This is a genomic window from Sporosarcina sp. ACRSL, assembly GCF_022346605.1.
GTDB lineage: Bacteria > Bacillota > Bacilli > Bacillales_A > Planococcaceae > Sporosarcina.
The window spans coordinates 1-24742 of the sequence record NZ_JAKRNT010000022.1; the positions used below are offsets into that span (position 1 = coordinate 1).

28 protein-coding genes are annotated in these 24742 nt (G+C 43.0%); 7 read left to right on the plus strand and 21 right to left on the minus strand.

Features of this window, described 5'->3' with window-relative positions; translation table 11 throughout:
* Nucleotides 1–272: 272 nt before the first annotated feature.
* Entirely contained in the window at nt 273–485 is a 213-nt protein-coding gene (locus tag MHZ92_RS20695; protein WP_239433614.1) for a hypothetical protein, read from the minus strand.
* A 23-nt stretch (nt 486–508) separates the two neighbouring features.
* Nucleotides 509–1273 (minus strand): peptidylprolyl isomerase, encoded by a 765-nt coding sequence (locus MHZ92_RS20700; protein ID WP_239433615.1) that lies wholly within the window; start codon nt 1271–1273, stop codon nt 509–511.
* 217 nt (nt 1274–1490) lie between these two features.
* Between MHZ92_RS20700 and MHZ92_RS20705 the strand changes: the two genes are divergently transcribed.
* Together MHZ92_RS20705 and MHZ92_RS20710 are read left to right on the plus strand one after the other, a co-directional pair.
* Complete coding sequence (locus MHZ92_RS20705) at nt 1491–2723, plus strand: MFS transporter (RefSeq protein ID WP_239433616.1); 1233 nt, start codon at nt 1491–1493, stop codon at nt 2721–2723.
* Nucleotides 2724–2781: 58 nt separating this feature from the next.
* The gene (locus MHZ92_RS20710) at nt 2782–4644 is read left to right on the plus strand and encodes a transglycosylase domain-containing protein (protein WP_370644796.1); all 1863 of its coding nucleotides are present in this window, start codon (nt 2782–2784) and stop codon (nt 4642–4644) included.
* A 67-nt stretch (nt 4645–4711) separates the two neighbouring features.
* Here MHZ92_RS20710 and MHZ92_RS20715 read toward each other — a convergent pair whose 3' ends face one another.
* The 3 genes from MHZ92_RS20715 to MHZ92_RS20725 all read right to left on the minus strand — a co-directional run bounded on the left by MHZ92_RS20715 (nt 4712) and on the right by MHZ92_RS20725 (nt 7367).
* On the minus strand, nt 4712–5272 hold the full coding sequence (locus MHZ92_RS20715; protein WP_239433618.1) for a DUF5366 family protein: 561 nt from the start codon (nt 5270–5272) through the stop codon (nt 4712–4714).
* Between the two features lie 138 nt (nt 5273–5410).
* Entirely contained in the window at nt 5411–5737 is a 327-nt protein-coding gene (locus tag MHZ92_RS20720) for a hypothetical protein (protein WP_239433619.1), read from the minus strand.
* 121 nt (nt 5738–5858) lie between these two features.
* A complete protein-coding gene (locus tag MHZ92_RS20725; RefSeq protein WP_239433620.1) occupies nt 5859–7367 on the minus strand; it encodes a leucyl aminopeptidase in 1509 nt (502 codons plus the stop codon).
* A gap of 153 nt (nt 7368–7520) precedes the next feature.
* Here MHZ92_RS20725 and MHZ92_RS20730 point away from each other — a divergent pair, with 153 nt between their 5' ends.
* Nucleotides 7521–8000, plus strand: a complete 480-nt coding sequence (locus MHZ92_RS20730; RefSeq protein ID WP_239433621.1) for a divergent PAP2 family protein — start codon at nt 7521–7523, stop codon at nt 7998–8000.
* Between the two features lie 75 nt (nt 8001–8075).
* Here MHZ92_RS20730 and MHZ92_RS20735 read toward each other — a convergent pair whose 3' ends face one another.
* The 4 genes from MHZ92_RS20735 to MHZ92_RS20750 all read right to left on the minus strand — a co-directional run bounded on the left by MHZ92_RS20735 (nt 8076) and on the right by MHZ92_RS20750 (nt 10570).
* On the minus strand, nt 8076–8402 hold the full coding sequence (locus tag MHZ92_RS20735; RefSeq protein WP_255723682.1) for a YuiB family protein: 327 nt from the start codon (nt 8400–8402) through the stop codon (nt 8076–8078).
* Between the two features lie 164 nt (nt 8403–8566).
* On the minus strand, nt 8567–9781 hold the full coding sequence (locus tag MHZ92_RS20740) for an NAD(P)/FAD-dependent oxidoreductase (protein WP_239433622.1): 1215 nt from the start codon (nt 9779–9781) through the stop codon (nt 8567–8569).
* Between the two features lie 280 nt (nt 9782–10061).
* Nucleotides 10062–10427 (minus strand): HesB/IscA family protein, encoded by a 366-nt coding sequence (locus MHZ92_RS20745; RefSeq protein WP_239433623.1) that lies wholly within the window; start codon nt 10425–10427, stop codon nt 10062–10064.
* Nucleotides 10424–10570 (minus strand): hypothetical protein, encoded by a 147-nt coding sequence (locus MHZ92_RS20750; RefSeq protein ID WP_239433624.1) that lies wholly within the window; start codon nt 10568–10570, stop codon nt 10424–10426. The genes MHZ92_RS20745 and MHZ92_RS20750 overlap by 4 nt, the downstream gene beginning before the upstream one ends.
* Nucleotides 10571–10581: 11 nt before the next feature.
* Between MHZ92_RS20750 and MHZ92_RS20755 the strand changes: the two genes are divergently transcribed.
* On the plus strand, nt 10582–11229 hold the full coding sequence (locus MHZ92_RS20755) for a DUF2225 domain-containing protein (RefSeq protein WP_239433625.1): 648 nt from the start codon (nt 10582–10584) through the stop codon (nt 11227–11229).
* 346 nt (nt 11230–11575) lie between these two features.
* Here MHZ92_RS20755 and MHZ92_RS20760 read toward each other — a convergent pair whose 3' ends face one another.
* Nucleotides 11576–11812 carry a NifU family protein gene (locus MHZ92_RS20760; RefSeq protein ID WP_239433626.1) on the minus strand — a complete coding sequence of 79 codons (237 nt, stop codon included), beginning with the start codon at nt 11810–11812 and terminating at the stop codon, nt 11576–11578.
* Between the two features lie 83 nt (nt 11813–11895).
* On the opposite strand from MHZ92_RS20760, the gene MHZ92_RS20765 reads away from it, so the two are divergent.
* Nucleotides 11896–12222 carry a YuzD family protein gene (locus tag MHZ92_RS20765; protein ID WP_239433627.1) on the plus strand — a complete coding sequence of 109 codons (327 nt, stop codon included), beginning with the start codon at nt 11896–11898 and terminating at the stop codon, nt 12220–12222.
* 363 nt (nt 12223–12585) lie between these two features.
* Entirely contained in the window at nt 12586–13497 is a 912-nt protein-coding gene (locus MHZ92_RS20770; RefSeq protein ID WP_239433628.1) for a BRCT domain-containing protein, read from the plus strand.
* Between the two features lie 287 nt (nt 13498–13784).
* On the opposite strand, the gene MHZ92_RS20775 is transcribed toward MHZ92_RS20770, so the two are convergent.
* On the minus strand, nt 13785–14849 hold the full coding sequence (locus MHZ92_RS20775; RefSeq protein WP_239433629.1) for an NAD(P)/FAD-dependent oxidoreductase: 1065 nt from the start codon (nt 14847–14849) through the stop codon (nt 13785–13787).
* Between the two features lie 138 nt (nt 14850–14987).
* Between MHZ92_RS20775 and MHZ92_RS20780 the strand changes: the two genes are divergently transcribed.
* Nucleotides 14988–15224, plus strand: a complete 237-nt coding sequence (locus MHZ92_RS20780; protein ID WP_239433630.1) for a YuzB family protein — start codon at nt 14988–14990, stop codon at nt 15222–15224.
* Nucleotides 15225–15283: 59 nt separating this feature from the next.
* On the opposite strand, the gene MHZ92_RS20785 is transcribed toward MHZ92_RS20780, so the two are convergent.
* From MHZ92_RS20785 to MHZ92_RS20830, 10 genes are all read right to left on the minus strand, one after another.
* Nucleotides 15284–16042 carry a TIGR01457 family HAD-type hydrolase gene (locus MHZ92_RS20785; protein ID WP_239433631.1) on the minus strand — a complete coding sequence of 253 codons (759 nt, stop codon included), beginning with the start codon at nt 16040–16042 and terminating at the stop codon, nt 15284–15286.
* A 2-nt stretch (nt 16043–16044) separates the two neighbouring features.
* Entirely contained in the window at nt 16045–16494 is a 450-nt protein-coding gene (locus MHZ92_RS20790; protein WP_239433632.1) for a DUF86 domain-containing protein, read from the minus strand.
* Between the two features lie 106 nt (nt 16495–16600).
* Nucleotides 16601–16918: a YutD family protein gene (locus tag MHZ92_RS20795; RefSeq protein WP_239433633.1), complete on the minus strand. Its 318-nt coding sequence runs from the start codon at nt 16916–16918 to the stop codon at nt 16601–16603.
* Between the two features lies 1 nt (nt 16919).
* Nucleotides 16920–17846 carry a lipoyl synthase gene (gene lipA / locus MHZ92_RS20800; RefSeq protein WP_239433647.1) on the minus strand — a complete coding sequence of 309 codons (927 nt, stop codon included), beginning with the start codon at nt 17844–17846 and terminating at the stop codon, nt 16920–16922.
* 223 nt (nt 17847–18069) lie between these two features.
* A complete protein-coding gene (locus MHZ92_RS20805) occupies nt 18070–18780 on the minus strand; it encodes an ABC transporter ATP-binding protein (protein ID WP_239433634.1) in 711 nt (236 codons plus the stop codon).
* Nucleotides 18773–19561: an ABC transporter ATP-binding protein gene (locus tag MHZ92_RS20810; RefSeq protein WP_239433635.1), complete on the minus strand. Its 789-nt coding sequence runs from the start codon at nt 19559–19561 to the stop codon at nt 18773–18775. Before MHZ92_RS20810 ends, MHZ92_RS20805 begins: the two co-directional genes overlap by 8 nt.
* Complete coding sequence (locus MHZ92_RS20815) at nt 19551–20501, minus strand: branched-chain amino acid ABC transporter permease (protein WP_239433636.1); 951 nt, start codon at nt 20499–20501, stop codon at nt 19551–19553. The genes MHZ92_RS20810 and MHZ92_RS20815 overlap by 11 nt, the downstream gene beginning before the upstream one ends.
* Nucleotides 20502–20510: 9 nt before the next feature.
* The gene (locus MHZ92_RS20820) at nt 20511–21386 is read right to left on the minus strand and encodes a branched-chain amino acid ABC transporter permease (RefSeq protein ID WP_239433637.1); all 876 of its coding nucleotides are present in this window, start codon (nt 21384–21386) and stop codon (nt 20511–20513) included.
* A 76-nt stretch (nt 21387–21462) separates the two neighbouring features.
* Entirely contained in the window at nt 21463–22653 is a 1191-nt protein-coding gene (locus tag MHZ92_RS20825; protein WP_239433638.1) for an ABC transporter substrate-binding protein, read from the minus strand.
* A 286-nt stretch (nt 22654–22939) separates the two neighbouring features.
* Nucleotides 22940–24505, minus strand: a complete 1566-nt coding sequence (locus MHZ92_RS20830; protein WP_239433639.1) for a Na+/H+ antiporter NhaC family protein — start codon at nt 24503–24505, stop codon at nt 22940–22942.
* Nucleotides 24506–24742: the final 237 nt, after the last annotated feature.

The window sequence follows — 24742 nt, forward strand, 5'->3', positions numbered from 1 at the left end:
ATGGCACCAGCTAACAATTATGCTGGCCTTGCCTGCCAAGGCTAACATGTCCGCCACTCCATGTAAAATCCGCTGAGTTGTCGGCGATTGTGCTTTACACATACTTCTTGACGGTACCCGGAACCCCCTACTTTGGGCGCGGGACCCTCTACTTCGGGCGCGGAACCCCCTACTTTGGGCGCGGAACCCCCTACTTTGGGCGCGGAACCGGGTGCTTTGGACGCACATCATAAAAAAGGCATGATCTTTTATTATAGATCATGCCTTTTGCATTAAAGTTCTTGTTGTTCTCTTGCTTCGCGGCGTTCGCGCAAGATGCGTTCTTCTAGCTCACGAGTTTCCTCTTCCTGCCTTTTCGATTTCCGCCTGATCCACGTATACGTGATGGCAAGGAGAATCATGAAAAAGACAAAGGAAATCGCTGCCGGAATATATTCGGACTTATCTTCCGGAAAGTAAAGGAACGGCATTAATAGAACGTTCATTTACATACACTTCCTAACGTGTCTTATTTCTGGATGATTTCAATTGATTCAATCGAAATTTCTTCAACCGGCTTGTCTTGTCCATTTGTTTTAGCAGAAGCGATTTTATCGACAACATCCATTCCTTCGATCACTTGTCCGAAAACGGTATGTTTCTGGTCAAGGTGAGGTGTACCGCCTTTTTCTTCATATGCTTTCGCAATTTCTTCGGGCCACCCGCCTTGTGTCAATTGAGCTGCTGTCGCCGGAGGATTTGAAGCTTGAACGATGAAAAATTGGCTTCCGTTCGTGTTCGGACCTGCATTAGCCATCGACAATGCTCCTCTAATGTTGAATAGATCCATCGTAAATTCATCCTCGAATGAATCACCATAAATGCTTTCCCCACCCATTCCTGTGCCAGTCGGGTCACCGCCTTGAATCATGAAATCTTTAATGACGCGGTGGAAGATGATTCCGTCATAATAGCCGTTTTCTGCATGCGTCAAAAAGTTCTCAACTGTTTTCGGCGCTTTTTCTGGGAATAGTTTAATTTTAATCGGCCCCATTGTCGTATTCATAACGACAAGAGCTTCGTTTGATGCAACTTCATTCGATAATTGTGGATACATAGTCGTGGCCTCCTCATTGGTCTCTTCAGTAATCTCTTCATCTGTTTCACTAGATGTTTGCTTTTCTTGCTCATTTGTTGCTGTTTGATCGTCCTGCCCCTTTTGCTCACTTTGACCGCAAGCTGCAAGCAGCAATAATAAAAAGAGCGCAAGTAAAGTTAGTGACATTCTTTTCATAATTCTTCACCCTGAAATAGTTTATCATAACCCTCGTCCATTTTCATTTGTTAAGCATGTAACTTCCTTCGGGAATCGAATTGATTTAGAATAGAGTAGTGTCTAAACGTTTACAGACAAGAAGCAAAGGGAAATCCATATTGGATGAACATTTGCCAATTACAGCATCGTCGATTACGAGTTCAATCGGCGTATCATATGAAAGCGGGTCTCATTCATGGATGTACAAAAAAGAAATTTTATTATCATCTGGATCGCAAACTTTCTAGTCGCGGGAACGATGACGATGATCATGCCGTTCCTGTCATTATACATAGATACGTTCGGGGATCATTCTGACGCGTACGTGCAAAAATGGGCTGGATTGATTTTCGGAGCTACTTTCATCACCGCATTTATCATGTCACCGATTTGGGGACGCGTTGCCGATAAATACGGTTTCAAACCGATTTTGCTCATTAACGGCTTCGGGATTGCCACTTCCGTCTTCCTAATGGGATTTGTCAATTCAGTCGAAACGTTCTTCATCCTACGACTATTCAATGGTGTCGTCACGGGGTTCATACCGACATCACTTGCGTTCATCTCATCACAAACAGCAAGGGAAGAAGCCGGTAAGAAGCTCGGGACATTGCAAATGGGTAGTGTGAGCGGTACGTTATTCGGACCAGTATTAGGTGGACTGATGGCCGATACATTCGGATTTCAATACACGTTCATCATCACAGCGTTTTCCATTGTACTAGCAGCTCTGCTCGTCTTGTTTGGAATAAAGGAGATGAAGAAAGCAAAGGCAAAAAGGGCAGTGCAATACTCGCGAAAAACAATCCTCAGCGGACTGCTACATCATCGATTGATGCTGAACATAATGATTGTTACATCATTAATTCAAATCGGGAATTTCAGCATCCAGCCGCTTCTATCACTTTACGTAGCGGAGCTGACGGATTCGAATAATGTGGCTTTTCTTGCAGGGCTCACATTCAGTGCAGCAGGAGTCGGTAATCTTCTGTTCGCAAGGAAATGGGGAAAATTGGGCGATGATATCGGATATGAAAAAGTGCTTGGTGCATTGCTGATCCTTTCCTTCATCTTCATCATTCCGCAAGCATTCGTCACTTCCATCTGGCAATTAGTGATTTGTAGGCTCTTATTTGGAATTGCGATTGGCGGCATGATCCCAATTACGACTGCTCTCGTAAGGCGAGAAGCACCCGTCGATATCCAAGGGGAAGTGATGGGATACAATTCAAGTTTCCGTTTCCTCGGTAATATTATCGGACCGATGTTCGGCGGAATCATCAGTGGTTTCATTGGCATTTCGTCCGTTTTCATTCTAACCGGTGTCCTGTTTTTACTAGGATTCGCATTCCTTTATTACGCGAAAAGGAAGCCCGTACAAGATTTTGAAGATTTCCTAGCTGAGGAAAACCGACAAACTAGCAGTTAAACATTAGCACATTTCCGAATTGGAAATGTGCTATTATTTTTTATAGGAAGGAGACGGCATGTTGAAAAAGTTTACTAGATTTATCTTAATGATCATAATGCTTCCTTTGCTAGTTTTCATTCAGCAAGCCGCCGCCAAAGAGTGGACGGAGGCTCGTTCATGGAAACAAACAATTGGCGAAACGATTGAACTTACTGAACCGTCCATCGCGATTCCAATTTCGATGACTGACAGGCATGGAAAGATCTTTGCTGAAGAATATGTAGAATGGAGACAGCCTCTTCCTTTAGAGTCCATTCCGGATATCGTTCAGCAGTTATTTATTACAAGTGAGGATCAAAGTTTTTTTGAGCATAAAGGATATGATGTCGCCGCGATTGTTCGCGCCTTTGCCGTCAATGCAAGAAGCGATGATAGGAGTCAAGGAGGATCCACCATCACCCAGCAAGTGGTGAGAATGCGATTTTTGACGACTGAAAAGACTTATGAGCGCAAATTCAGAGAGTTGTTATATGCGGCAGAGCTGGAAAAGCAGTCGACGAAGGAAGACATTCTTGAAATGTATTTAAATGAAATGTTTTTCGGCAATCAAGTATACGGAATCGGAGCGGCCGCCACTTATTATTTCAACCGTCCTCTCAATCAATTAAACCTTGCCGAGATGGCGTTCATCGCTGCAATTCCAAACAACCCTTCGAAGTATGATCCACTTCGGCGTTTCGATCAAACGAAAAAGCGGCAGGAGCTTCTCTTAACCGTCCTCTCTGCAAACAATGTCATTTCTGAAGAGGAAGCGGAAGAGTGGAAGCAGCAACAGATCACATTGAACGTGAAGTCGAAGGCGAATAATTTCAATATGTATAGCTCTTACGTGTTAGCAGAGCTAGAAGAATTGATTGGCCAGTCGGAAGGGTTTACAGCATCAATTGAAGCGGCAACAACGCTCCATGAAAAACAAGCACAAATTCAAGCATTGAAAAAACGGACCGCAGAAGTCATTGCAGGAGGAATCCGAATTGAAACCGCCCTGGATCCTGCCAAGCAAAAGCGTGACGAAACTTCCCTTTCTTCCCTTCTCGTAACGAAGGATTTACAGGCGGGCGCAGTCGTCATCGATAATGCAACGAGGGATATCATAAGTATTTACGGCGGAAAAGGTTTTAAAAAAGCGGATTTCAATCGGGCATATCAAGCAGTGAGGCAACCCGGCTCCGCCATTAAACCGTTATTAGTCTACGCTCCGTTCCTTGAAAGCGGACCTTACAAGGAAAGTACACCGATTGATAGCAGCAATATTTGCATTAGCACCTACTGCCCGACGAATATCGGAGGCTATACATACGGAATCACAACCTTGAAGGAAGCATTCCGATATAGTCATAATACGGCGGCAGTCCGTTTGTTCCGTAACGTAGGCATTGAAAATGCGTTTAACCATTTGTCAATCTTCAATTTCAAAAATGTGACCGACGAAGACTTTACCTACCCTGCTGCACTCGGAGGATTCCATAGAGGCGTCACGCCGCTAGAACTCGCCTCCGCCTATTCAAGCTTCGTCGACGGGATGTACTCACCTCCCCGTGCGATCAGGACTGTGAAAGACCGTGAAGGAAATACACTTTATGAATGGAAGGACGAACCGGTGAAAGTGTGGTCTGCTTCAACGACAGAGACAATCCGGAATCTGATGGAGGATGTCGTATTGAACGGGACTGGGAAAGGCATCCGCTATACGACAACCTATACAGGGGCAAAAACAGGAACGACCGACCGTTACAAAGACTTGTGGGTCGCGGGAATGAATGATCGTTATACGACAGCTGTATGGCTCGGCTATGATAGACCTTCTTCGATCCAGCGCCTAAGTAACCAGAAAATCCACCTTCGAGCCTTCAATGAATTGTTATATAGCCCAGAATGAATGAAAACGTTGAACAGTCACATGTAGGGAGTGACTGTATCAACGTTTTTCCAAATTGATTTAATTACTATACGACCGGAAGACTGGCAAGAATTCCATTATAAAGTTTCAATATGATATAAATAATACCCGATAAAAAAATGCCCCAAACAAGAATTTCAAAAAACAACAAGCCGATCATACTGGGCACCGTCATAAACTTACTCAACTTAAACATTGTATACACAAAATAAACGAACGTCGTCAGCAGGAAAATTACCAAGAGAAACTTCACCGACTGAATCCCGACTACTGAAGCAAGTGCACCAAAAAAATAAATAAGATTGCCGCTCTTCGCTTCACTATACGACTCCCCTACTGCATCAATGGAAAAGAAAAGCATCGCCGTTTCGTGAATCGTTTCCGCAATTAACTTCAATGCTGAGAAAATCATAAAAAACGCGAGCGAATAAATGACGAGAAGGAACAAGCGAAGCTGTGCATCCGTCAGAAATTCCCGCATACCAGCATATAAACCGATCTGGCCGAAAAAAACAATTGACGCTCCCACCAAATAAACACCGAATGTCAAACTGAATAATGTAATTGTCAAGAACGGCAAATAACCAAAAAGATAAGGATTTCTCATTTGACACCCCGGAAATGTTATTTCTCTCACCCTATCATATAAGAAGGAGATCTGAATCTGCAACATTGTCCTCTTGTATTCATTCTTCGCACTAAAAAACACACTCGGCTTTCCGATGAGGAAACCGAGTGTGCTGTTTTAATATGGAAAGCCGAATGGTCCATAAAACGGTGCACCAAATCCATATGGATAACCGTATGGATATCCAAAGCCATATCCATAAGGATAATAGGGTGCAGCTAACGTACTGCCAAGGAGGCCGCCTAATGCTAAACCTCCTAAAAATGGCACTCCTAGCCCAAAACCGAATCCCGGAAAACCGAATCCCGGAAAACCGAATCCAAAACGTCTAAAACCGAATCCTGGCCCAAAGAATCTCGGTCCAAAACCGAATCCTGGCCCAAAGAATCTAGGCCCAAATCCAAATCCTGGCCTAAAACCACCAAACCTATGAAATCGTACCATCAATATCCCCCTTTCTCACTTATCCTATTCGTTACGGGCGAAGTGATGAGGGGCGGACGCCTATGATAGATGAATTACATAGTGTAATCGACATCAGCAATACTGGTAGATCTATTGCTGATTACGACAAATCGGTATCTGCCATACGCTCGACAACAGTTGCAAGTGTACGGACCATAACACCCGTTGCACCTTTTGGACCGAGGTCATGTGCAGCAGACGCGTCAGACGTACCTGCAATGTCAAGGTGAATCCAAGGAGTATCTTCAGCGAATTCGCCAACAAAACCTCCTCCAAAGATCATATGACCGTCGCGGCCCGGTGAGTTATTCAAATCGGCAACGTCGCTTTTTCGGATACGTTTTTTATCGCTTTCTGTGAGCGGCAGTCTCCAGACAAATTCGCCTGTTTCCATAGAAGCTTGCATGAACTCCTCAAAAAACTCTTCGTTATTCGTCAATGCACCGGTCTTGTCATTGCCTAATGCGACGATGACGCCTCCAGTTAGTGTCGCAACATCGATCAAGTAATTTGCACCGGATTGCTTAGCATATGTGACCGCATCGGCTAGAACAAGTCTTCCTTCCGCATCCGTATTCAATACTTCAATCGTTTTACCGCTTAAAGACGTAATGACATCGTCAGGCTTGAACGCTTCACCAGAAACCATATTATCCGTTGCACCAATAACTGCAATTACGTTTTTCGCAGGACGCAACTCTCCGATGATGTTCATCGCTCCAAGCACGGCTGCCGCCCCGCCCATGTCGCCTTTCATGCCGACCATTCCTTCACGGGGCTTCAAGGAGTAACCGCCTGTATCGTACGTCACACCTTTTCCGACGAGGCCGACAACATCTTCCCATTGCTCTGTGCCTGTGTATTTCAACACGATAAGACGAGGCTCTTCAACGGATCCTTTATTGACCGCCAATATTGCACCCATACCAAGCTCTTCCATCTCTTTTCTACCCAAGACTTCAATTTCAAAGTCGTATTTTTCCGCAAGTTCTTTGGCATACTCAGCCATCTTCGTTGCAGTCAGGATATTCGGCGGTGTATTGACTAACGTTCTCGCCTCATTGACCGCGTTAGCATATGTACGGCCCACTTCAAATGCTGCTTTCAATTCATCTTCATCCGCTGACGTTAAGAATGTAGCGGTTTCCAATTCGACTTTCTTCTCATTTGAATCGGTTTTATAGCCCTCAAATTGGTAGGACCCCATGCCGATTCCTTCTGCTGCGGCAAAGACGACATCTTCACAAGTTAACTCATCATTCTTGAACGGAGACGTCCAAATGGCAACCGATGATGCTTTAGCTGCCTTTAACTCCTTGCCAAGGGTCGCAAATGTTTGACGAAGGCGATCTTCAGTCAGTTTTTTAGCTGCTCCAAGGCCGATGAAGAAAACTCGCTCATATCCGCTCTCCCCGAGAGCTGGTAGTTTGACGATTTCCTTAAAATCAGTCTTGATGTCGCCCGTTTTGATCCAATCCATCAGACGAGGGCTGAATGCGTCAGCGAACGCGTTCCACCCTTCCACATTCTCGGGATGTTCCGGAACGCCTATTACGAGGACTTCGGATGTAACATTGCCGAAATCCGGTTCAATAAATGATGCTTTCATTTGACTACCTCCCACTTTTCATACATTCTTTATTATATACCAATACACAAACCTAACCAAAAGAATCATTCGAAAGAGTCGGAATTTCGTTCGTCCCCCATTGCCTGTTATGGTATACTATCTTTATATTTTTTATTGAAAAGGAGTGTAACGATGGCCTTATTGCAAAACACTCCGCTTCTCGCGGCATTATTTGCGATATTATTCGCCCAGTTCGTAAAGATTCCAATCCATTTCTTACTGACGAGAAAATTGGATTGGAAGTTAATGACTTCGACAGGTGGCATGCCAAGCTCTCATTCAGCAGCAGTGTCTGCATTGACAACTGCCATTGCCTATGAAGTAGGCCTTGGCTCGCCGCTGTTCGCTGTATCTGCCATTTTTGCAGTCATCGTCATGTTTGATGCGACAGGTATCCGTTATCAAGCTGGTCAGCAGGCTTTGATTATCAACCAAATGAGGGTCGATTTCCAAACTTTCGTGACAGAAGTCAAAGGTTGGCAACAGAAAGATGGACCACAAAAAATCATGGAGCTGAAGACTCTTCTAGGCCATAAACCTAGCGAAGTTTTTGCGGGTGCAGTGACGGGCATCTTCATCTCCGTCATCACTTATTCATTTATCGTGTCGTGAAAAAAGAAGGTGTCCCCTGAATGGGAACACCTTCTTTTTTTAAATCATTCACCTGTGACATCCAGCTGAAACAAGTTAAAACATTTGATAGCCTTGCTTACGGAGTAGCTTCATGACAAACCCCGAAATGATTGCACCGACTAGTCCGCTTGCAAGGATGATAATGTCGGCTGCATGCAAAGACATGATTTTTTCACCGAGCAAGCCAAATGAATGACCTGGATTCGTGAAATACTCATAAAATTTTACTTCATCGATAATCAATATGACGACAACCGGATAGACAATTGCCATGAGCCACGTCATGCGCAGCAGCATATTCAACAAGAAGCCTATTCCGAAAAACATAACCATGAAGATAATTATAGATAAAACGACATGCGTCAATGAAATTGTTCCCAATTTTTTTACCTCCGTTTACCATTCATTATTTTACAGGAACGGATGATGGCTTGCAATAGAATCAAGTCACTTCAATGATTTGTCGAAATTGGATAGCTTTGCTCTAAAAAACACCCGCCACTGAACGAGGCGGGTGTCGAATAGTTTATGAATGCAAAATATTATTAAAGTATGTTGAATTTACCTTTTTTAATCGTAAGACCTACTCCACCAATTAGGAAAAGAGAACGGTTATCGACTACTTTTTTCATGAAGGAAGCTTTTTTACCCATCAATTTTTTACCGAATGCGACACCGATTGCATCATCACTACCAAGAGAAGCAATGCTACCTTTAATATCAGGTGTGAATTCTGATGTTGGGTTACCTTTTATCAACGCGATCAAGTTGTTCGCACACATATCACCTTGTTGCATCGCAATTTGTGCTGTTGGAGGATATGGACGATTCGTTTCTTCATTGATCATCAATGCGCAGTCGCCGATGATGAATACATCATCATGTCCAGGAGCTCGAAGATCCTTTTCAACTTTAACACGTGCACGCATGTTTTCAATGCCAGTTTGTTCAATTAAGCGATTGCCTCGAACACCTGCAGCCCATACGACAGTGCCAGCTTTGATGAATTCGAACTCATCTTCGCCTTTTTTGACGTTTACGCCTTCAGGAGTCGCTTCCACAACCGGTGTACCGATTGAGAATTCGATCCCTTTCGCTTTCAATTGTCTTACTGCATAGTCAACCAATTCAGGATCGAAACCTGGTAATACCATTGGAGCAGCTTCTACACAAATGACACGAACTTTTTCTTGAGGTACATCGAACTCTTTGCAAAGTTCAGGTACACGATTGCCAAGCTCACCGAGGAATTCAATTCCTGTGAAGCCTGCTCCGCCGACAACAATTGTCAAACGGCTATCGTCTTTTTCATCTTCAAGAGACCAAGTTGCAAACTGATATTCAATATGTTCACGGATTTGACGAGCAGCATTAACGTTTGCAATGGACAATGCATACTTGTCCAAACCAGTAATGCCGAACGTTTCACCTTCGAAGCCTAACGCAATTACTAGGTAATCGTACGTATGTGTACCGACGTCTGTTGTAACGACTTTTCCTTGAACATCGATTGCTTGAACTTCAGCTTGAACAAATTTCACTTTTCCTGGATTGATGACACTACTAATGTCATAACGAACTTGTTCAGGTGTTAGTGTTCCCGCAGCCGCTTCATGTAGCCAAGTCGACTCGTAATGGTAAGAGTTTTTATTAATTAGTACAATATCAGCTTCGTCAGCGCCGATGGATTTTTGCAAGTTAACGACTGTGGATAAACCGCCGTAACCCGCACCTAATACTAAGATTGTCGGTCTTTTCACGAAAATCGAAACCACCTTTATTTTTATTATGTGCCGGGTCCGTTGACAATCGGTTCATACAACGATTTGCTCAGTCCTGGCATTTGCCTTTATTCGACAAACTTCTACTATTCAATAGTAGCCTTTTTAGTAAGCCTTTTCAACATCATAATGAGAAAAATCATTAATTCGAATATAACAATAAAACCCTCTCCATCCAGTTCAACCCGAGCAGGCTAGTCTGGATGAGGGAGGGGTTGTAAGTAATAACACCTAGAGCCATTCAGCCCGATTGATTAGTTTAATCGCAAGCTTCTGGCGTGCCGACCTTACTGGCCGTTCTAAATGACGTTCCACAGCCGCATGAAGCGATAGCATTGGGATTATTAATCGTGAATCCCCCGCCCATTAGCGATTCCTTATAGTCGACTTTTGTCCCTTCAAGGATTGCAGCATCCTCTTTTGACACGACAATTTGAATGCCGTGCTGGGACAAGACATAATCATCATCTGTCTTTTCCTCTTCAAATCCAAGCCCATATGTCAATCCACTGCAACCTCCGCCATTCACTGCAACGCGAAGGAACGAACCTTCCTCACCGTTATGAGTCATCATTTCTTTCACACGAAATGCTGCAGCTTCAGTAACTTCAACATACTGTTTCATTTACATCCACCTTCCCGCTTTTCCTCTATCATATCAATGATTTTACCATTTACGCAATCATATTCACTCAAATCTTTTGTAGATACGGTATAATGAGACATGTAGTACGAAAGGATGATGACGAGTGGAAATAACTCCGACATATGTCAAGAAAATGGACTGTTTACATTGCAAGGAGAAATTTACTACGACCAAAATTCGTTCGCGCTTTGTACGTGTGACAAAGCATGAAAGTGACTTTAAACCGATATATACAGATCCCTCTATAAATCCGATTTTATATAATGCTGCCGTATGCCCAAGCTGCGGATTCGCATTCACTGATGATTTCTCCAGTTATTTTGCTCCAGGCGTAAAGGATGAAATTGCCAATAAGATCACTTCTCTCTGGAACGGTAGATCTTTCGGGGATGAACGTTCAACCGATGAAGGGATTGAAGCGTACAAACTTGCTTTAGTCAGTGCAACCGTAAAGAAAGAGAAGCCGTTGACAATGGCTGGCATCGCGTTGCGAATCGCATGGCTTTACGATGACTTGAAAGACTTCGAGTCAGGGAAACGTTTTCGGGCGGTCTCCCGAAATCTGTATACGGAGGCGTATTCTAACGGGGATCATGCCGGAACGCAAATGTCGGAGACGCGAGTGTTATATTTGATCGCGGAGCTTTCTCATCAGGTCGGTGATAAAGAAGAGGCGATCCGAAACTTCTCGCGAGTGATCGAAAGTCAGCGAACATCGACCGATCCGCAAGTAATTCAAATGGCAAAGGAAAGATGGCAGGAGATCCGGGAGCAAGGATAAGTGCTGCTTTGAGCGCGGGATGCCTCGCTTTGGGCGTGGGATGCCTCACTTTGGGCGCGGAATGCCTCACTTTGGGCGCGATTGCCTCGCTTTAGGCGCGGTTTGCCTCGCTTTGGGCGCGGAATGCCTCGCTTTGGGCGCGGAATGCCTCACTTTGGGCGCGGATCGCCTCGCTTTGGGCGCAGAACGCCTCGCTTTGGGCGCAGAACGCCTCGCTTTGGGCGCAGAACGCCTCGCTTTGGGCGCAGAACGCCTCGCTTTGGGCGCGGAACGCCTCGCTTTGGGCGTGCCATCATACAATGAAAGAGACTGCCGCAGAATTTATTCTGGGCAGTCTCTTTTTCAATTAAAATACTTGCTCTACTTCAACGACGCCAGGTACTTCTTCGAGCAATGCTCGCTCAATACCTGCTTTCAACGTGATTGTCGAACTTGGGCATGAACCGCAAGCACCTAATAGGCGTAGCTTGACAACTCCCTCTTCGATATCGACAAGTTCACAGTCTCCTCCATCACGTAGGAGGAATGGGCGCAATTTATTTAAAACTTCTTGTACGGGTTCCATCATCGCTGTATCTGTCATTGTAATATCTCTCTCCTTTCATTATACTTATTATAAACTGGATTGAAGAAAAAATCCATAGAGAATGGGAAGGAGTCGTCATCGTGGAAACTCAAAAAGTTAAAATCGAAATTTACGGCGCGGATATTATATGCGCGAGCTGTGTCAATGCACCTTCTTCAAAGGACACGTACGAATGGTTGCAAGCAGCGATTAGCAGGAAATATCCTGGACAGCCTTTTGACATTGATTATATCGATATTGAACAAGACATTGCCGATCCAAAGCAAAAGAGCATTGCGGAACAAGTGTTGAACGACGAATATTTCTATCCCCTCGTCATCATCGAGGATGAAGTCGTTGGCGAAGGTTATATCCAGTTAAAGCCAGTCTTCAACGAATTGGAGAAGCACGGTTTTATTCCGGCGTAATCTTTTATTGATAATAAACACTAAGTAATTGAGAACAAAAATTCCATTCCAAACTGGCAAAACAGATTTTTAGACTGTAATCAAACTCAGACGAGTTTGATTACAGTCTTTTTATTTCGGAATGGCAATCAAAAAATGCCCCCCTAATAATAAGAATTAAAATGAATGACTATATCAGGCTAAGCTAAACTTTGAAGAATCTGCAAATAAATTAGTGTGATATCTATTCTCGTTGTATAACTATGATAAATAATTAATAGATTGTAATATTATACACTTTTACACTGGTAATAAAATCTAGATGCAGCAACGATACGCTGAAAGGTGTCGGTTTCTGAAAAACTAAATATTAGGGGGATCTTCATGACAAAAGATTATCACGAAGTGGACGATTATCGTACATTTACCGCTCCGGCAGAAGTCCATAAAGCAGTTAACTCATTAATCGGTATGTTGAATGGTGTTCAATTTGATAACATCGTGAACCAACAAGAGTTATCGGAAATAATTAACTGGTGTAATCTTCACAGAAGGCTTCAGAGAAAGTTTCCATTTTCAGAAATCATTCCATTAATCGATAACGCTTTAAGCGACAATATATTGACTGAAGAAGAAATCCAAGATATTCTATGGCTTTGCAAAAATGTAGTTCATCATGATGGCTTTAATACGTACTATGATATTGTCACTTCTTCTCTTCAGCAATTACAAGGCATTATACATGGCATTATGGCTGATAACATATTGCACGAAAGTGAGATTAATCAATTATACGTTTGGATGGACTCACGTGACTTTCTCAAAGGATTCTATCCTTTTGACGAGATTTATAGCCTATTGATAACTGTTAGAAGAGATGGCGTAATTAGCGAAGATGAAAAAAATCTTCTAAAAGCCTATTTTGGTAATTTCATTGATACCCGCATGTCCTTTAATGTTAATGCATTTGAAAATACAGAACTACAGAATCGATATTCAATTGGGGGCATTTGTGCAGTATGTCCTGAAATTGAATTTGAAGATAAAGTTTTCTCTTTCACTGGCACATCTGGTAGAGCAAAACGTAAGGAAATCGCCGAAATCATCACAAATATGGGTGGATCCTTCAACAACAATGTTACCTTAAAAACCGATTATTTAATCGTAGGAAATGAAGGTAATCCTTGTTGGGCGTTTTCTTGCTATGGTAGAAAAGTTGAAAAAGCAGTCGACCTTCGAAAAAACGGTTCTTCGATCGTCATTGTGCATGAGAACGATTTTTGGGATGAGGTTTAATTTTTATAGGAATTATTAATTTAAGTATTGATGGAAAGGATTGAATCGGTGATTTGAGGAGCTGCAGTTGCTTGAAGTGCAAGCGCGAGACTCCTGCGGGAATAGCGTTAGCCGAAGACCCCGCAGAAGCGCAGCGACGAGGAGGCTAAGGCAACGCCCGCGGAAAGCGAGTGCTGGAACGGAAAGCAACAGACTAAGTTATGGGTTATATTCAATTTGTATCACTAAAAAAAGGGCTGTTAGAAAGTTGCACATCGACAACTTTTAATAACAGTCCTTTTTTTCTATTATCCATTATGCCATTTATACATCCAAAGCACACCCGATTTCAACAGTCTGGCGATTCGACCTGTAACGGTGCGGTCTGCAAGGTAGGCGAAGCCTTGTTTCTTTCCTAGCGATCCCATGAAACCTTTTAGCTTAATTTCAGGCATCTCTTTCGGCAAAGGTTCATTATTCCATACATGGCGTAATACGCGAACGATTTGTTCCGCCTGTTCCTCAGCTAGCTGGGCGCTTGGTGCGTGAGGCAAGTCGGCGATGTCACCGACAACGTACGCATTTTCATGGCCTGGAATTTGGTGGTATTGGTTTAGTACGATCCGGCCGCGATTTTTTTCGACATCCAATTGACGCGCAACTGCTACTGGCTGAATTCCGGCAGTCCATACGACCGCATCAACGTGGATGCTTTCCTCATGATTGTAGAGCACATTCTTTTCGACTTTCGTGATGTTTGAATTGGAGACGACTTCTACATCGTGCTTGTCGAACCAATCTTTGACATAATTGCTTAGACGTTCTGGGAAATCCTTGAGGATGCGTGGTCCTCTGTCGAATAACTTAATCTTCAAATCCGGCCGACTCTCGCGTAATTCACTTGCGAGTTCGATTCCGCTTAAACCTGCTCCGACAATTCCAACCGTTGCTCCTCCTCCAAGTCCTTGGAGGAGGTTGTACGTAGCACGCGATTGACCGATCGTTTGGATGCTACTCGTATATTCAGCCGCCCCCGGGACGTCGTGGTAGTTGTCCTCGCAACCTAACCCGATTACTAGCTCATCGTATTGGATTTCTTCACCGCTACGAAGGGCAACCACATTGTCATCCAGTTTGATTTCCTCAATTTCGCCTTCAACGATTTTCATTTTCTCATGTGTTGGTAGAGCGACTCGGATGTCCGAATCTGGTGCTGTTCCCGCTGCCAATGCATAGAATTCTGTTTTCAGACTATGAAAAGGAGTCCTGTCAATCAACGTGATTTCCAGATCAGCAGGCAATTCTTTATTGAGCAAGCGAAGCAAAATACGCATATTCCCATAGCCTGCACCTAATAGCACTAGTTTTCTCATAGTTTTCTCCTTTGCCAATCAATTTTTCCGCATTATTCTCATTATAATTATATCAGTTTGTGATATACTTCACAATAAGACATCCTAATTGACGACACGGGAAAATAAGAGTAGCATCAAGTAGGTGAGGTGATCGTCGTGAATCCGATCGTAGAATTCTGTATGAGCAATCTTGCAAACGGTTCACAGAAGACTTTGGAAGCATTGGAAAAAGATCCAAATATAGATGTACTTGAATACGGTTGTCTCAGTTACTGCACGAAATGTGCTGAAGGACTATACGCCCTCGTCAATGGCGAGGTTGTCGAAGCGGACACACCGGACGAATTGACGGCAAAAATTTATCAATTCATTGAAGAGAATCCTTTATTTTAGACAGGCAAAGAACCGCATTTTATTGCGGTTCTTTTTTCGTCTGCTCCGGACGCATTTGGTTATTTCCAATCTGCAAGGCTTTTGTAAAAATAGGTCGGAAGTGATGGTTGCTTCCTTACAGTCTCCGCACTCGTTACGCCACCTTCTACGTGGATCGTATCAATGCCGAATCGAATCCCTGCCTGGATGTCAGTTTCGTAATTGTCACCGATCATAATCATTTCGTCTTTCCTATACCCTTTTTGTTGAATAAAATGCAGCATATGCGGCTCGGGTTTACCAACATAGGTCGCCTTGCAATCCGTTGTCGTTTCCAACAGTTTCACAAACGATCCGTTCCCTGGGACGAGACCTTTCTCTGTCGGAAATGCCCGGTCCCCATTCGTAGCAATGAAATGAGCTCCGGCTCGAATTGCTAAGCTTGCGGCGGCAAGTTTTTCATACGTTATACTGCGATCGATTCCGACTACAACGACATCGGGGTTTTGTGTAGTTAGCTGAAACCCTTCAGAAACTAGCGCTTCTTCTAGTCCTTCTTCGCCGATCATCATAATGGATGCACCGTCGTAATGCTCTTTGCAGTACTTGGCAGATGCGATCGCCGACGTCATTATTTGCTCAGGTTTTGTTTGAATCCCCATTCGAAGAAGTTTCGTTTGAAACTGCTGAGTTGTACTTGACGAATTATTCGTTACAAAATAAGGTTCGATGCCTCCCCGTTGAAGCTTTTCAATCAAAGTGACAGCTTCGGGAATAACTTCATTCCCCCGGTAGACAGTGCCATCCAAGTCAAAACAAACCGCATTATACTTGTCCATTATCATGACTCCAGCGGGCTGAAGGCGGATACTGGGCCGAGTTCATTCTCCAAGTAATGCCTCACCTTTATTGGGAATTGTTTAATGTCGTTCTTCGATTCAGTCAACACTGCTTCAATCTCTTCATTGTCCACTTCAACGAATTCTCGGACAATCGTTTTACGGAGTCCAATCACCTTTTTCAATGGGTCAGACATTTCTGGGGTAATTACTTTTTCGTCTTCCATAATGTCGATAATATCGTCGTAGCTTCCTGGGTCACGCATAATAAAGCCGTCAATCATAGAATTTCCTACATCGATGATTGATTCAACGAGTGTATGTGCAATCCTTTCGAGTGCTAATGAATGGATTTTGCTTTCATTCCATTTTTGGTGCCCTTCAAATAAGTCGAGAAGGCTTTCCATATAAGCTAATGTTTCATTGATTTTTTGACGGTCGATAAAGTACAAAGTTGTTCCCTCCCGGTAATCTTAACTCCACTCCATCATATCATAATGGACACATTAATGAACCGCCCGACACGCAGTGTTCTGCATGCAGGGCGGTTCATTCATCCTATTCCTGTTCGACCGGCTCTACTTTTACCTTTCCGACTTTTCGAAGGACGAAGTAGGCACAGCCGAAATTACAGTATTCATAAAGATAGTCTTGCAATGTACTAATTTTCGTTTCATAGGAAGCTTTGGAATTACGATCCTCGTAAAAACCTTTTAGCCGAAGCTGACCATAACCCCAATCACCTAAAATATAGTCGTACTTGGAAAGCACGTCACTAAACCTGGCGATCAATGCTTCCTCATTGAAACCATTCCGATAATCCGTTATGATTTCATATTCATAATTATTCATTGTCACCAAAGTTATCACCGCCATTTTAGCTTTGTACCGCAGTTTCCAACATTTCATCGCCGATACGTTGCTTTTCTTTTGCAGCAGCATTGACTTGCTCATCCGCATGATAGCTTGAACGTACGAGAGGTCCTGCCTCACAATGTGAAAAACCTTTCGACATAGCAATTTTACGAAGTTCCGCAAATTCTTGAGGCGTATAATATTTTTGGACTTTCAAATGCTTTTTCGTAGGCTGCAAATATTGACCGATTGTCATGATGTCGACTTTATGGGCACGCAAATCATCCATCGTTTCGATAATTTCTTCCATCGTCTCTCCTAGTCCAAGCATTAAGGAAGACTTGGTCGGGATTTCCGGATACATTTCCTTAGCACGCAATAGCAGTTCCAACGAACGATCGTAAGTCGCTCGCGCACGGACCCGCGGCGTCAATCTGCGAACTGTTTCAATATTATGGTTTAGAATATCCGGTTTCGCATCCATTAATCGCTTAATATTATCATATTCCCCACCCATGTCAGACGGTAGTACTTCGATTGTTGTAAAAGGATTTTTGCGGCGGATTGCACGGACTGTTTCAGCAAACACTCCCGATCCTCCATCCTTCAAGTCATCCCTTGCAACTGTTGTAATTACGACGTGTTTCAAATTCATAAGAGCAACGGAATCAGCGACGCGTTCCGGTTCAGCCAAATCAAGTTCATTCGGCAATCCAGTTTTAACTGCACAGAATCGGCAAGCACGTGTACAAACTGAACCTAAAATCATGAAAGTAGCTGTACGTCGTTCACCCCAGCATTCATGGATGTTCGGGCAGCGAGCTTCCTCGCAAACTGTATGTAAGTTCTTTTCACGCATTAACTTTTTCAAATCCGTATAGTTTTCATTCGTGTTCAACTTTATTTTCAGCCAATCGGGCTTTCGAACATGCTCTGTCTTTTTCCCTATTTCTGGTTTACATGACACGATAACCGACTCCCATCTATTTGCTTGTATTGCATACATCACTCTTGTCAATGTAACATAAATTCTGACATCCAACAACTATTCAATATGTAGTAATTCTAGTAATAAAATAAAAGAAAGCGCTGTCAAATCAGCGCTTTCATTTATGGATAATCAAACAATCTATTGTGCTTCCTTTTACAAGAAGAGCTGCTTTCGATGTATTTTATACATGACCACCAAGATAGGCCATTTTTATTTCCTCGCTTGCTTGAAGCTCTTTTGCCGTTCCGGATAACGTAACGCGACCCGTTTCAATAACATACGCTCTGCTCGCAACTGAAAGAGCCATATTGGCGTTTTGCTCAACTAGCAGAATAGTCGTTCCTTGTTTGTTAATATCATCGATTACTTGGAAGATTGTTTGAACCATAAGTGGCGCGAGCCCCATGGATGGCTCGTCAAGCAGCAAGAGTTTTGGTCTAGCCATCATTGCTCTACCCATTGCTAACATCTGCTGTTCCCCACCAGACAGCGTTCCAGACAACTGTTTTCTTCGCTCCAGTAATCGTGGAAACGTTTCATAGACTTTCGATAAATCTTCATCAATACCTTTTTTGTCCTTCCTTGTGAAAGCTCCCAACTCTAAGTTTTCTTCTACCGTCATGTTCGCAAACACTCGGCGCCCTTCCGGTACATGGGATATCCCTGCTTTTACGATCGATTGAGCAGGCTTTCCAACTATAGAAGAATTCAAGTAATGGATCGTTCCGGACTTCGGTTTTAATAATCCTGACAAGGTTTTTAGGAGGGTTGACTTCCCAGCGCCGTTCGCGCCAATTAGCGTAACGATTTCACCCTCGTTGACTTCTAAACTCAACCCTTTTAATGCACGGATATTTCCGTAATACACATCGATATCTTTTACACTAAGCATGGACAGATGGGACCTCCTCTCCTAAATAAGCTTCGATGACTTTTGGATGACTGCGAATTTCTTCAGGCGATCCATCGGCTATTAAGACCCCATGGTCCAGCACATAGATATGTTCACAAATTCCCATGACTAAGTTCATGTCATGCTCGATTAGTAAAATGGTCAAATCGAATTTTTCTCTGATAAATGCGATGAGCGACATGAGCTCCTTTGTTTCTTGGGGATTCATGCCCGCAGCTGGTTCGTCGAGTAAAAGTAATTTAGGACCTGCTGCTAACGCACGTGCAATTTCTAACCTACGTTGCTTTCCATATGGCAAATTTTTAGCTAGAGAATATAAATCTTCATGTAGGTTAAAAATCTTTAGGAACTCAATTGACTTTTCTTCCATCTCTTTTTCCCCAGCAAAATGAGAAGGCAAACGCAAAATTGAGCTTACGATTGAATGCCTGGCTAGTGAATGATACGCCACTTTCACATTATCTAAAACAGTTAGTTCATTAAACAAACGGATATTTTGAAACGTACGACTAATTCCCAGTTTTGTTACTTGATATGGTGCAAGTTTATTGAGCTTTTTGCCGTCGAAAATAATTTCACCAAATGTTGGTGTATACACACCCGTTAATAGGTTGAAGCTCGTCGTTTTACCAGCCCCGTTCGGTCCTATTAACCCGACTAGTTCCCCTTGATGGATTTCCATATTAAATCCCGATACAGCTTTTAATCCTCCGAAATTGATGCCAACATTTTGCACGGAGAGCAATGGCTTATTTGACATGTTGCGCCACTCCTTTCCGAGACTTTTTAAATGGCAAGATATCTGTAATCTCGCGTGTTCCCATTAATCCTTGAGGTCGATAGAGCATAACTAAAATCAACACAAGACTATAAATGATCATGCGGGTTTCAGGGAATCCTTGTAGGTAAGTAGAAACAATCGTTAGCAAAATGGCCGCAATAACTGAACCCGACAAACTGCCAAGCCCGCCTAATACAACGAATATTAATATATCGAAGGACTTTAAAAATCCAAAGTTTACGGGTTGAATAATATAAAAGTTGTGTGCATACAGTGCGCCTCCAACCCCAGCAAAAAAAGCTCCGATGGCAAACGCAACTACTTTATAATAAGTCGTATTAATGCCCATTGCATCAGAAGCTACTTCATTTTCACGAATGGAAATACAAGCACGCCCATGCCTGGAGTTTGTAAAGTTAGAGATGACTAAAATTGTAATGACTAAGCAAACAAACGCATAAGTCCACGTCGTGTAATGTGATACTTGCATTCCTGCTGCCCCGCCTACGTAGTCAATATTTAAAAAGATGATCCGTATGATTTCCGCGAATCCAAGTGTTGCGATCGCGAGATAATCTCCTCTTAAACGTAAGGTTGGAATTCCAACGACAAGTCCTGCTAATGTCGCGATAATTCCAGCAGCTATGATTCCGACGATAAACGGAAGATCTAATTTCATCGTAAGAATGGCAGAAATATAGGCACCCACTGCTAAAAATCCTGCGTGTCCGATAGAGAACTGACCAGTAATTCCTATAACTAAATGTAGGCTGACTGCCAAAATGATATTAATGGCCATTAAAATGAGGGTATTGGAATAGTAGGAACCAAATACTCCAGTCGTAATAAGTAATTGGACGACACTATATATCACTACCGCTAGCACAATAAATAGCCAAAATCGTTTTGCTTTTTTCAATTTTTTCACCTACACTTTCTCACGCGTATTCTTACCGAAGATACCATTCGGCCTGAAGATTAAAATCAAGATTAAAATGATAAAAGCAGCCGCGTCTCTCCAAAGCGAGCCGCCAGATGCATTTACAAGTGTTTCAACAACCCCTAAGACAAGGCCGCCAACCATGGCACCCGGAATAATGCCGATGCCACCGAGAACAGCTGCTACGAACGCTTTAATCCCTGGTATAATTCCCATTAACGGGTCGATTTTCGTATAGTACAAACCAAAAATAACGCCTGCAGCACCTGCTAAAGCTGACCCAATAGCGAAAGTTGCGGAAATTGTATTATCAACGTTAATACCCATTAATTTAGCCGTCTCATTGTCATGAGAAACTGCACGCATCGCCTTTCCAATTTTCGTCTTGTGGACGATAAATTGTAGAATCACCATTAGAATGATGGATATAGATAGGATCAGGATGGACTTAATACTGATTTTCGCCCCTAAAATTTCAATTGACCCGTTTACAATTGCGTCTGGGAATGCCTTAGGTTGTGGACCCCAGAAAAATATAAAACCATTCTCAATTAAGAGGGATACACCAATCGCCGTTATTAATGCCGCAATTCTTGTGGCATTTCTTAATCTTTTGTAGGCAATTCGTTCAATAAGCACCCCAAACAATGCACAAAAAGTCATTGCTAAAACTAACGCTGTAAAAAAGTCGAGGCCTAATCCCGCAATGGAATAGAAACCAATAAACGAACCAACCATGAATACGTCACCATGTGCGAAGTTAATAAGTTTTATGATTCCATATACCATTGTGTAGCCAAGTGCAATTAATGCATAAATGCTTCCGAGTGAAATACCATTCACCAGCTGCTGAATCCATTCCATGAATTTTTCACTCCTATCTCATTTCTCTATTCTTTATGAGAAGTAGAAATGGGAGGAAATTCCCCCCATTTCATCATTATTCGGGATTTACTTTAGAGTTAAACTTCATTTCCCCGTCTACAAATTCTAGAATCGTAGCAGCTTTAATCGGGTTATGGTTTTCATCAATCGTCAGGGCACCTGTGACAAGTGGGAAGTCTTTTGTTTGCTCCAATGCTTCCTTAATCTTCACTGAATCGACTGCACCTGCACGCTCAATCGCATCTTTTAATAAGTACACTGTGTCATATCCTAATGCACTAAATCCATCTGGTGCTTCACCGTATTTTTCTGTAAATGCTTTTACGAAGTTTTGAATCATCGGATCCGGATCTTCTGCGGCATACGCGGCTGTAACAAATGTATTATTTAAAGCACCCGCTCCTGCTAACTCTACTAAAGTTGGAGAGTCCCAACCGTCCCCACCCATTAGTGGTACTTCGATGCCTAATTCACGGGCTTGCTTAACGATTAGACCAACCTCTTCATAATAACCAGGGATATATACGAAATCAGGATTCGCTGTTTTAATGCGCGTTAAAGTTGAACGGAAATCTGTGTCTTTCGCGATATAAGATTCTTGTGCAACAATTGTTCCGCCACCAGCTTCAAACGTTTCGATAAATGCAGCGCCTAACCCTTTAGCATAGTCACTTGCATTATCCCCGTAAACAGCTGCTGTTTTAACCCCTAATTCATTCAACGCAAAGTTTGCAGCGACTGTTCCTTGGAATGGGTCAATGAATGTCGTACGGAATGCATACTCATTGAGCTCCCCTTTTTCATTTTTCGTGACGACCAAGCTAGTACCAGAAGGAGTGATTAATACCGTCTTATTATTATTCGCAATTTCTACTTGCGCAATTGTATTACCACTTGTTGCTGCTCCGATAATTGCTACAACCTTATCTTGGTCTGTAAGCTTGATGGCCCCATTTGTCGCTTCTTGGCCATCCGACTTGTTGTCAATTGGAATTAGTTGAATTTCTTTCCCATCTACTCCCCCGGCAGCATTGATTTCTTCAACAGCAAGATCGACTCCTTGTTTAATCCCTGTGCCATATGACGCAACAGCACCTGACAATTCAAGGTTGAGACCGATTTTAATCGTATCTCCTCCACTTCCACTGCTGCTTGCTCCATTTCCACTACCGCCTGCTCCACATCCTGCTAGCAGCCCTGCGAACAGAGCAGTTGCGGCGAATACTTTCATTAATTTCTTCTTCATTACCTACGTTCCCCCTTTGTCGTTGGTATTTCTAATACTTTCAACCCATTCCTTTTTTCAGTTATCAGAAAATACCGTTTTTTGTGTGGACAAGTCCATTGTAAAACAAACTTAATTATTAGTCTATACTAATTTATCATTCTGTTTGGATATTTCATATTATTAGTAGGTAATTCGTCGCGCAAAAAAAGACCGACTCAAATTTGCTGTCAAATAGTATTCGCAACAAAAAAAACTGCCACATTCACCGAATACTATGCGGTGGTTGTGACAGCTTGTCTACCTATTAGAGTGAAATTGTTCTTTTACCTTTCGACACCCATACAGTGAACAGGACAGCGATTAAGATTAAGACTGCAACGAGCCCGATCCAAACCGATCCTGTAAACCCGAGGACAAAGTAGCCGATTGCTGCAATGCCTGCGGAAATCACAGCATAAGGAAGCTGCGTTGAAACGTGGTCCATCAAATTGGAGCCTGCTCCTGTCGCAGACAGAATGGATGTATCGGAAATTGGTGAAGCGTGATCTCCGAATACGGCACCTGCCAAGACAGCAGATAACGAAGGAAGGAGCAGTTCAGGCTCGGCATTAATCATAATTGTTCCGGCAATCGGAAGAAGGATGCCGAATGAGCCCCAAGAAGTCCCGGTCGAAAATGCCATTAATCCTGCAAGGATGAATAGAATTGCTGGAAGGAAGTTAACGGGCACATTAGACTGTTCCACAACATGAGATAAGAATGGCCCCGTTTCCAACACGCCAATTAAATGTGATAAAGCCCACGCAAAGATTAAAATGAGAATGGCTGGCAGCATCGATTGGGCACCAGTGATGAATCCTTTGCCTAAAAGGCTAAACGAAGCGGTTTCGTTTTTGCCCATCTGGGATATATAAAGGATTGCTGCTAATACGGTACCGGCAATACCTCCTACCATTAATGACAAAGGAACATCCGTATTTTCGAAAATTGTCCATATGCTTGTTGAGCCGCCGATTCGGTAGCCTGTCCAAAGCATCATCACTAACGTCATAATGACGAGGGTAACAATCGGCGCAACGAGATCCATCACACGTCCATGAGAATGGGTAGGAAAATCCTCTTTTAATTGTCCCGGTATCTCTTTTTCAGGATCAAACAGCTCTCCTTTTTCTTGTGCACGCACTTCGTGTTGTTTCATTCCAAAATAATCAATATTCGTCCAAGCAAAGAAAAACACCATTGCCAACGTGGCAATTACATAGAAATTCATCGGTGCCATCAAGATAAACGCTGATAATGGCGAGTAGCTAATAGCAGCAGACGTTCCAAAAATGAGAGCCAACTGGCCAATGATAAATGCTCCCCAGCTGGAGATTGGCGATACCACACAGATTGGAGCGGATGTAGAATCAATGAAATACGCAAGTTTTGCCCGTGAAATACGATGCTGATCGGTAATAGGACGAGCAATTTGGCCTACCGCCAACGCATTGAAGTAATCATCGACGAAGATGAGAAGTCCTAGCAGCACCGTTAGCAGTTTTGCCCCGCGTTTCGTTTTAATGCGCTGAATCGCCCATTCCGCAAAAGCCCTGCTCCCGCCTGACAAACTGACAAGTGCTGTAATTACACCTAATAACAAAATAAAAATCATGATGTAAATATTATATACGTTTAATTCTCCTTCAGCCCAGAAAGAGACGATCGCCGCATCCCAAAGATTTTGCAGTGTATCAATAGGTGAGAAACTTGCAACTAACAATGCAGCCGTCACAATTCCCGATCCTAGTGATAAGAGAACCCTTTTTGTCGCCAACACCATGACAATTGCCACGATTGGCGGTACTATCGAAACCCAAGTGCCTATCATAATGTATTCCTCCTTGATGGTTTACAAAAGCGGAGGGTGGCGGTAAACCGCGACAGGCATAAGGTAGATTTGCGAAACGGCGTTCTCTGCCGTGTAGCGGAGCTGACTTATGACCCGAGAGGTTGCCACCCGCAGCTAGATGAATAAACTAAGATGAAAATAAAAAGCCGACACCTTTTACACTTAGACAGTGTATCAAGTATCGGCATATTCTACGGTTCGTTAGTCGGATAATCT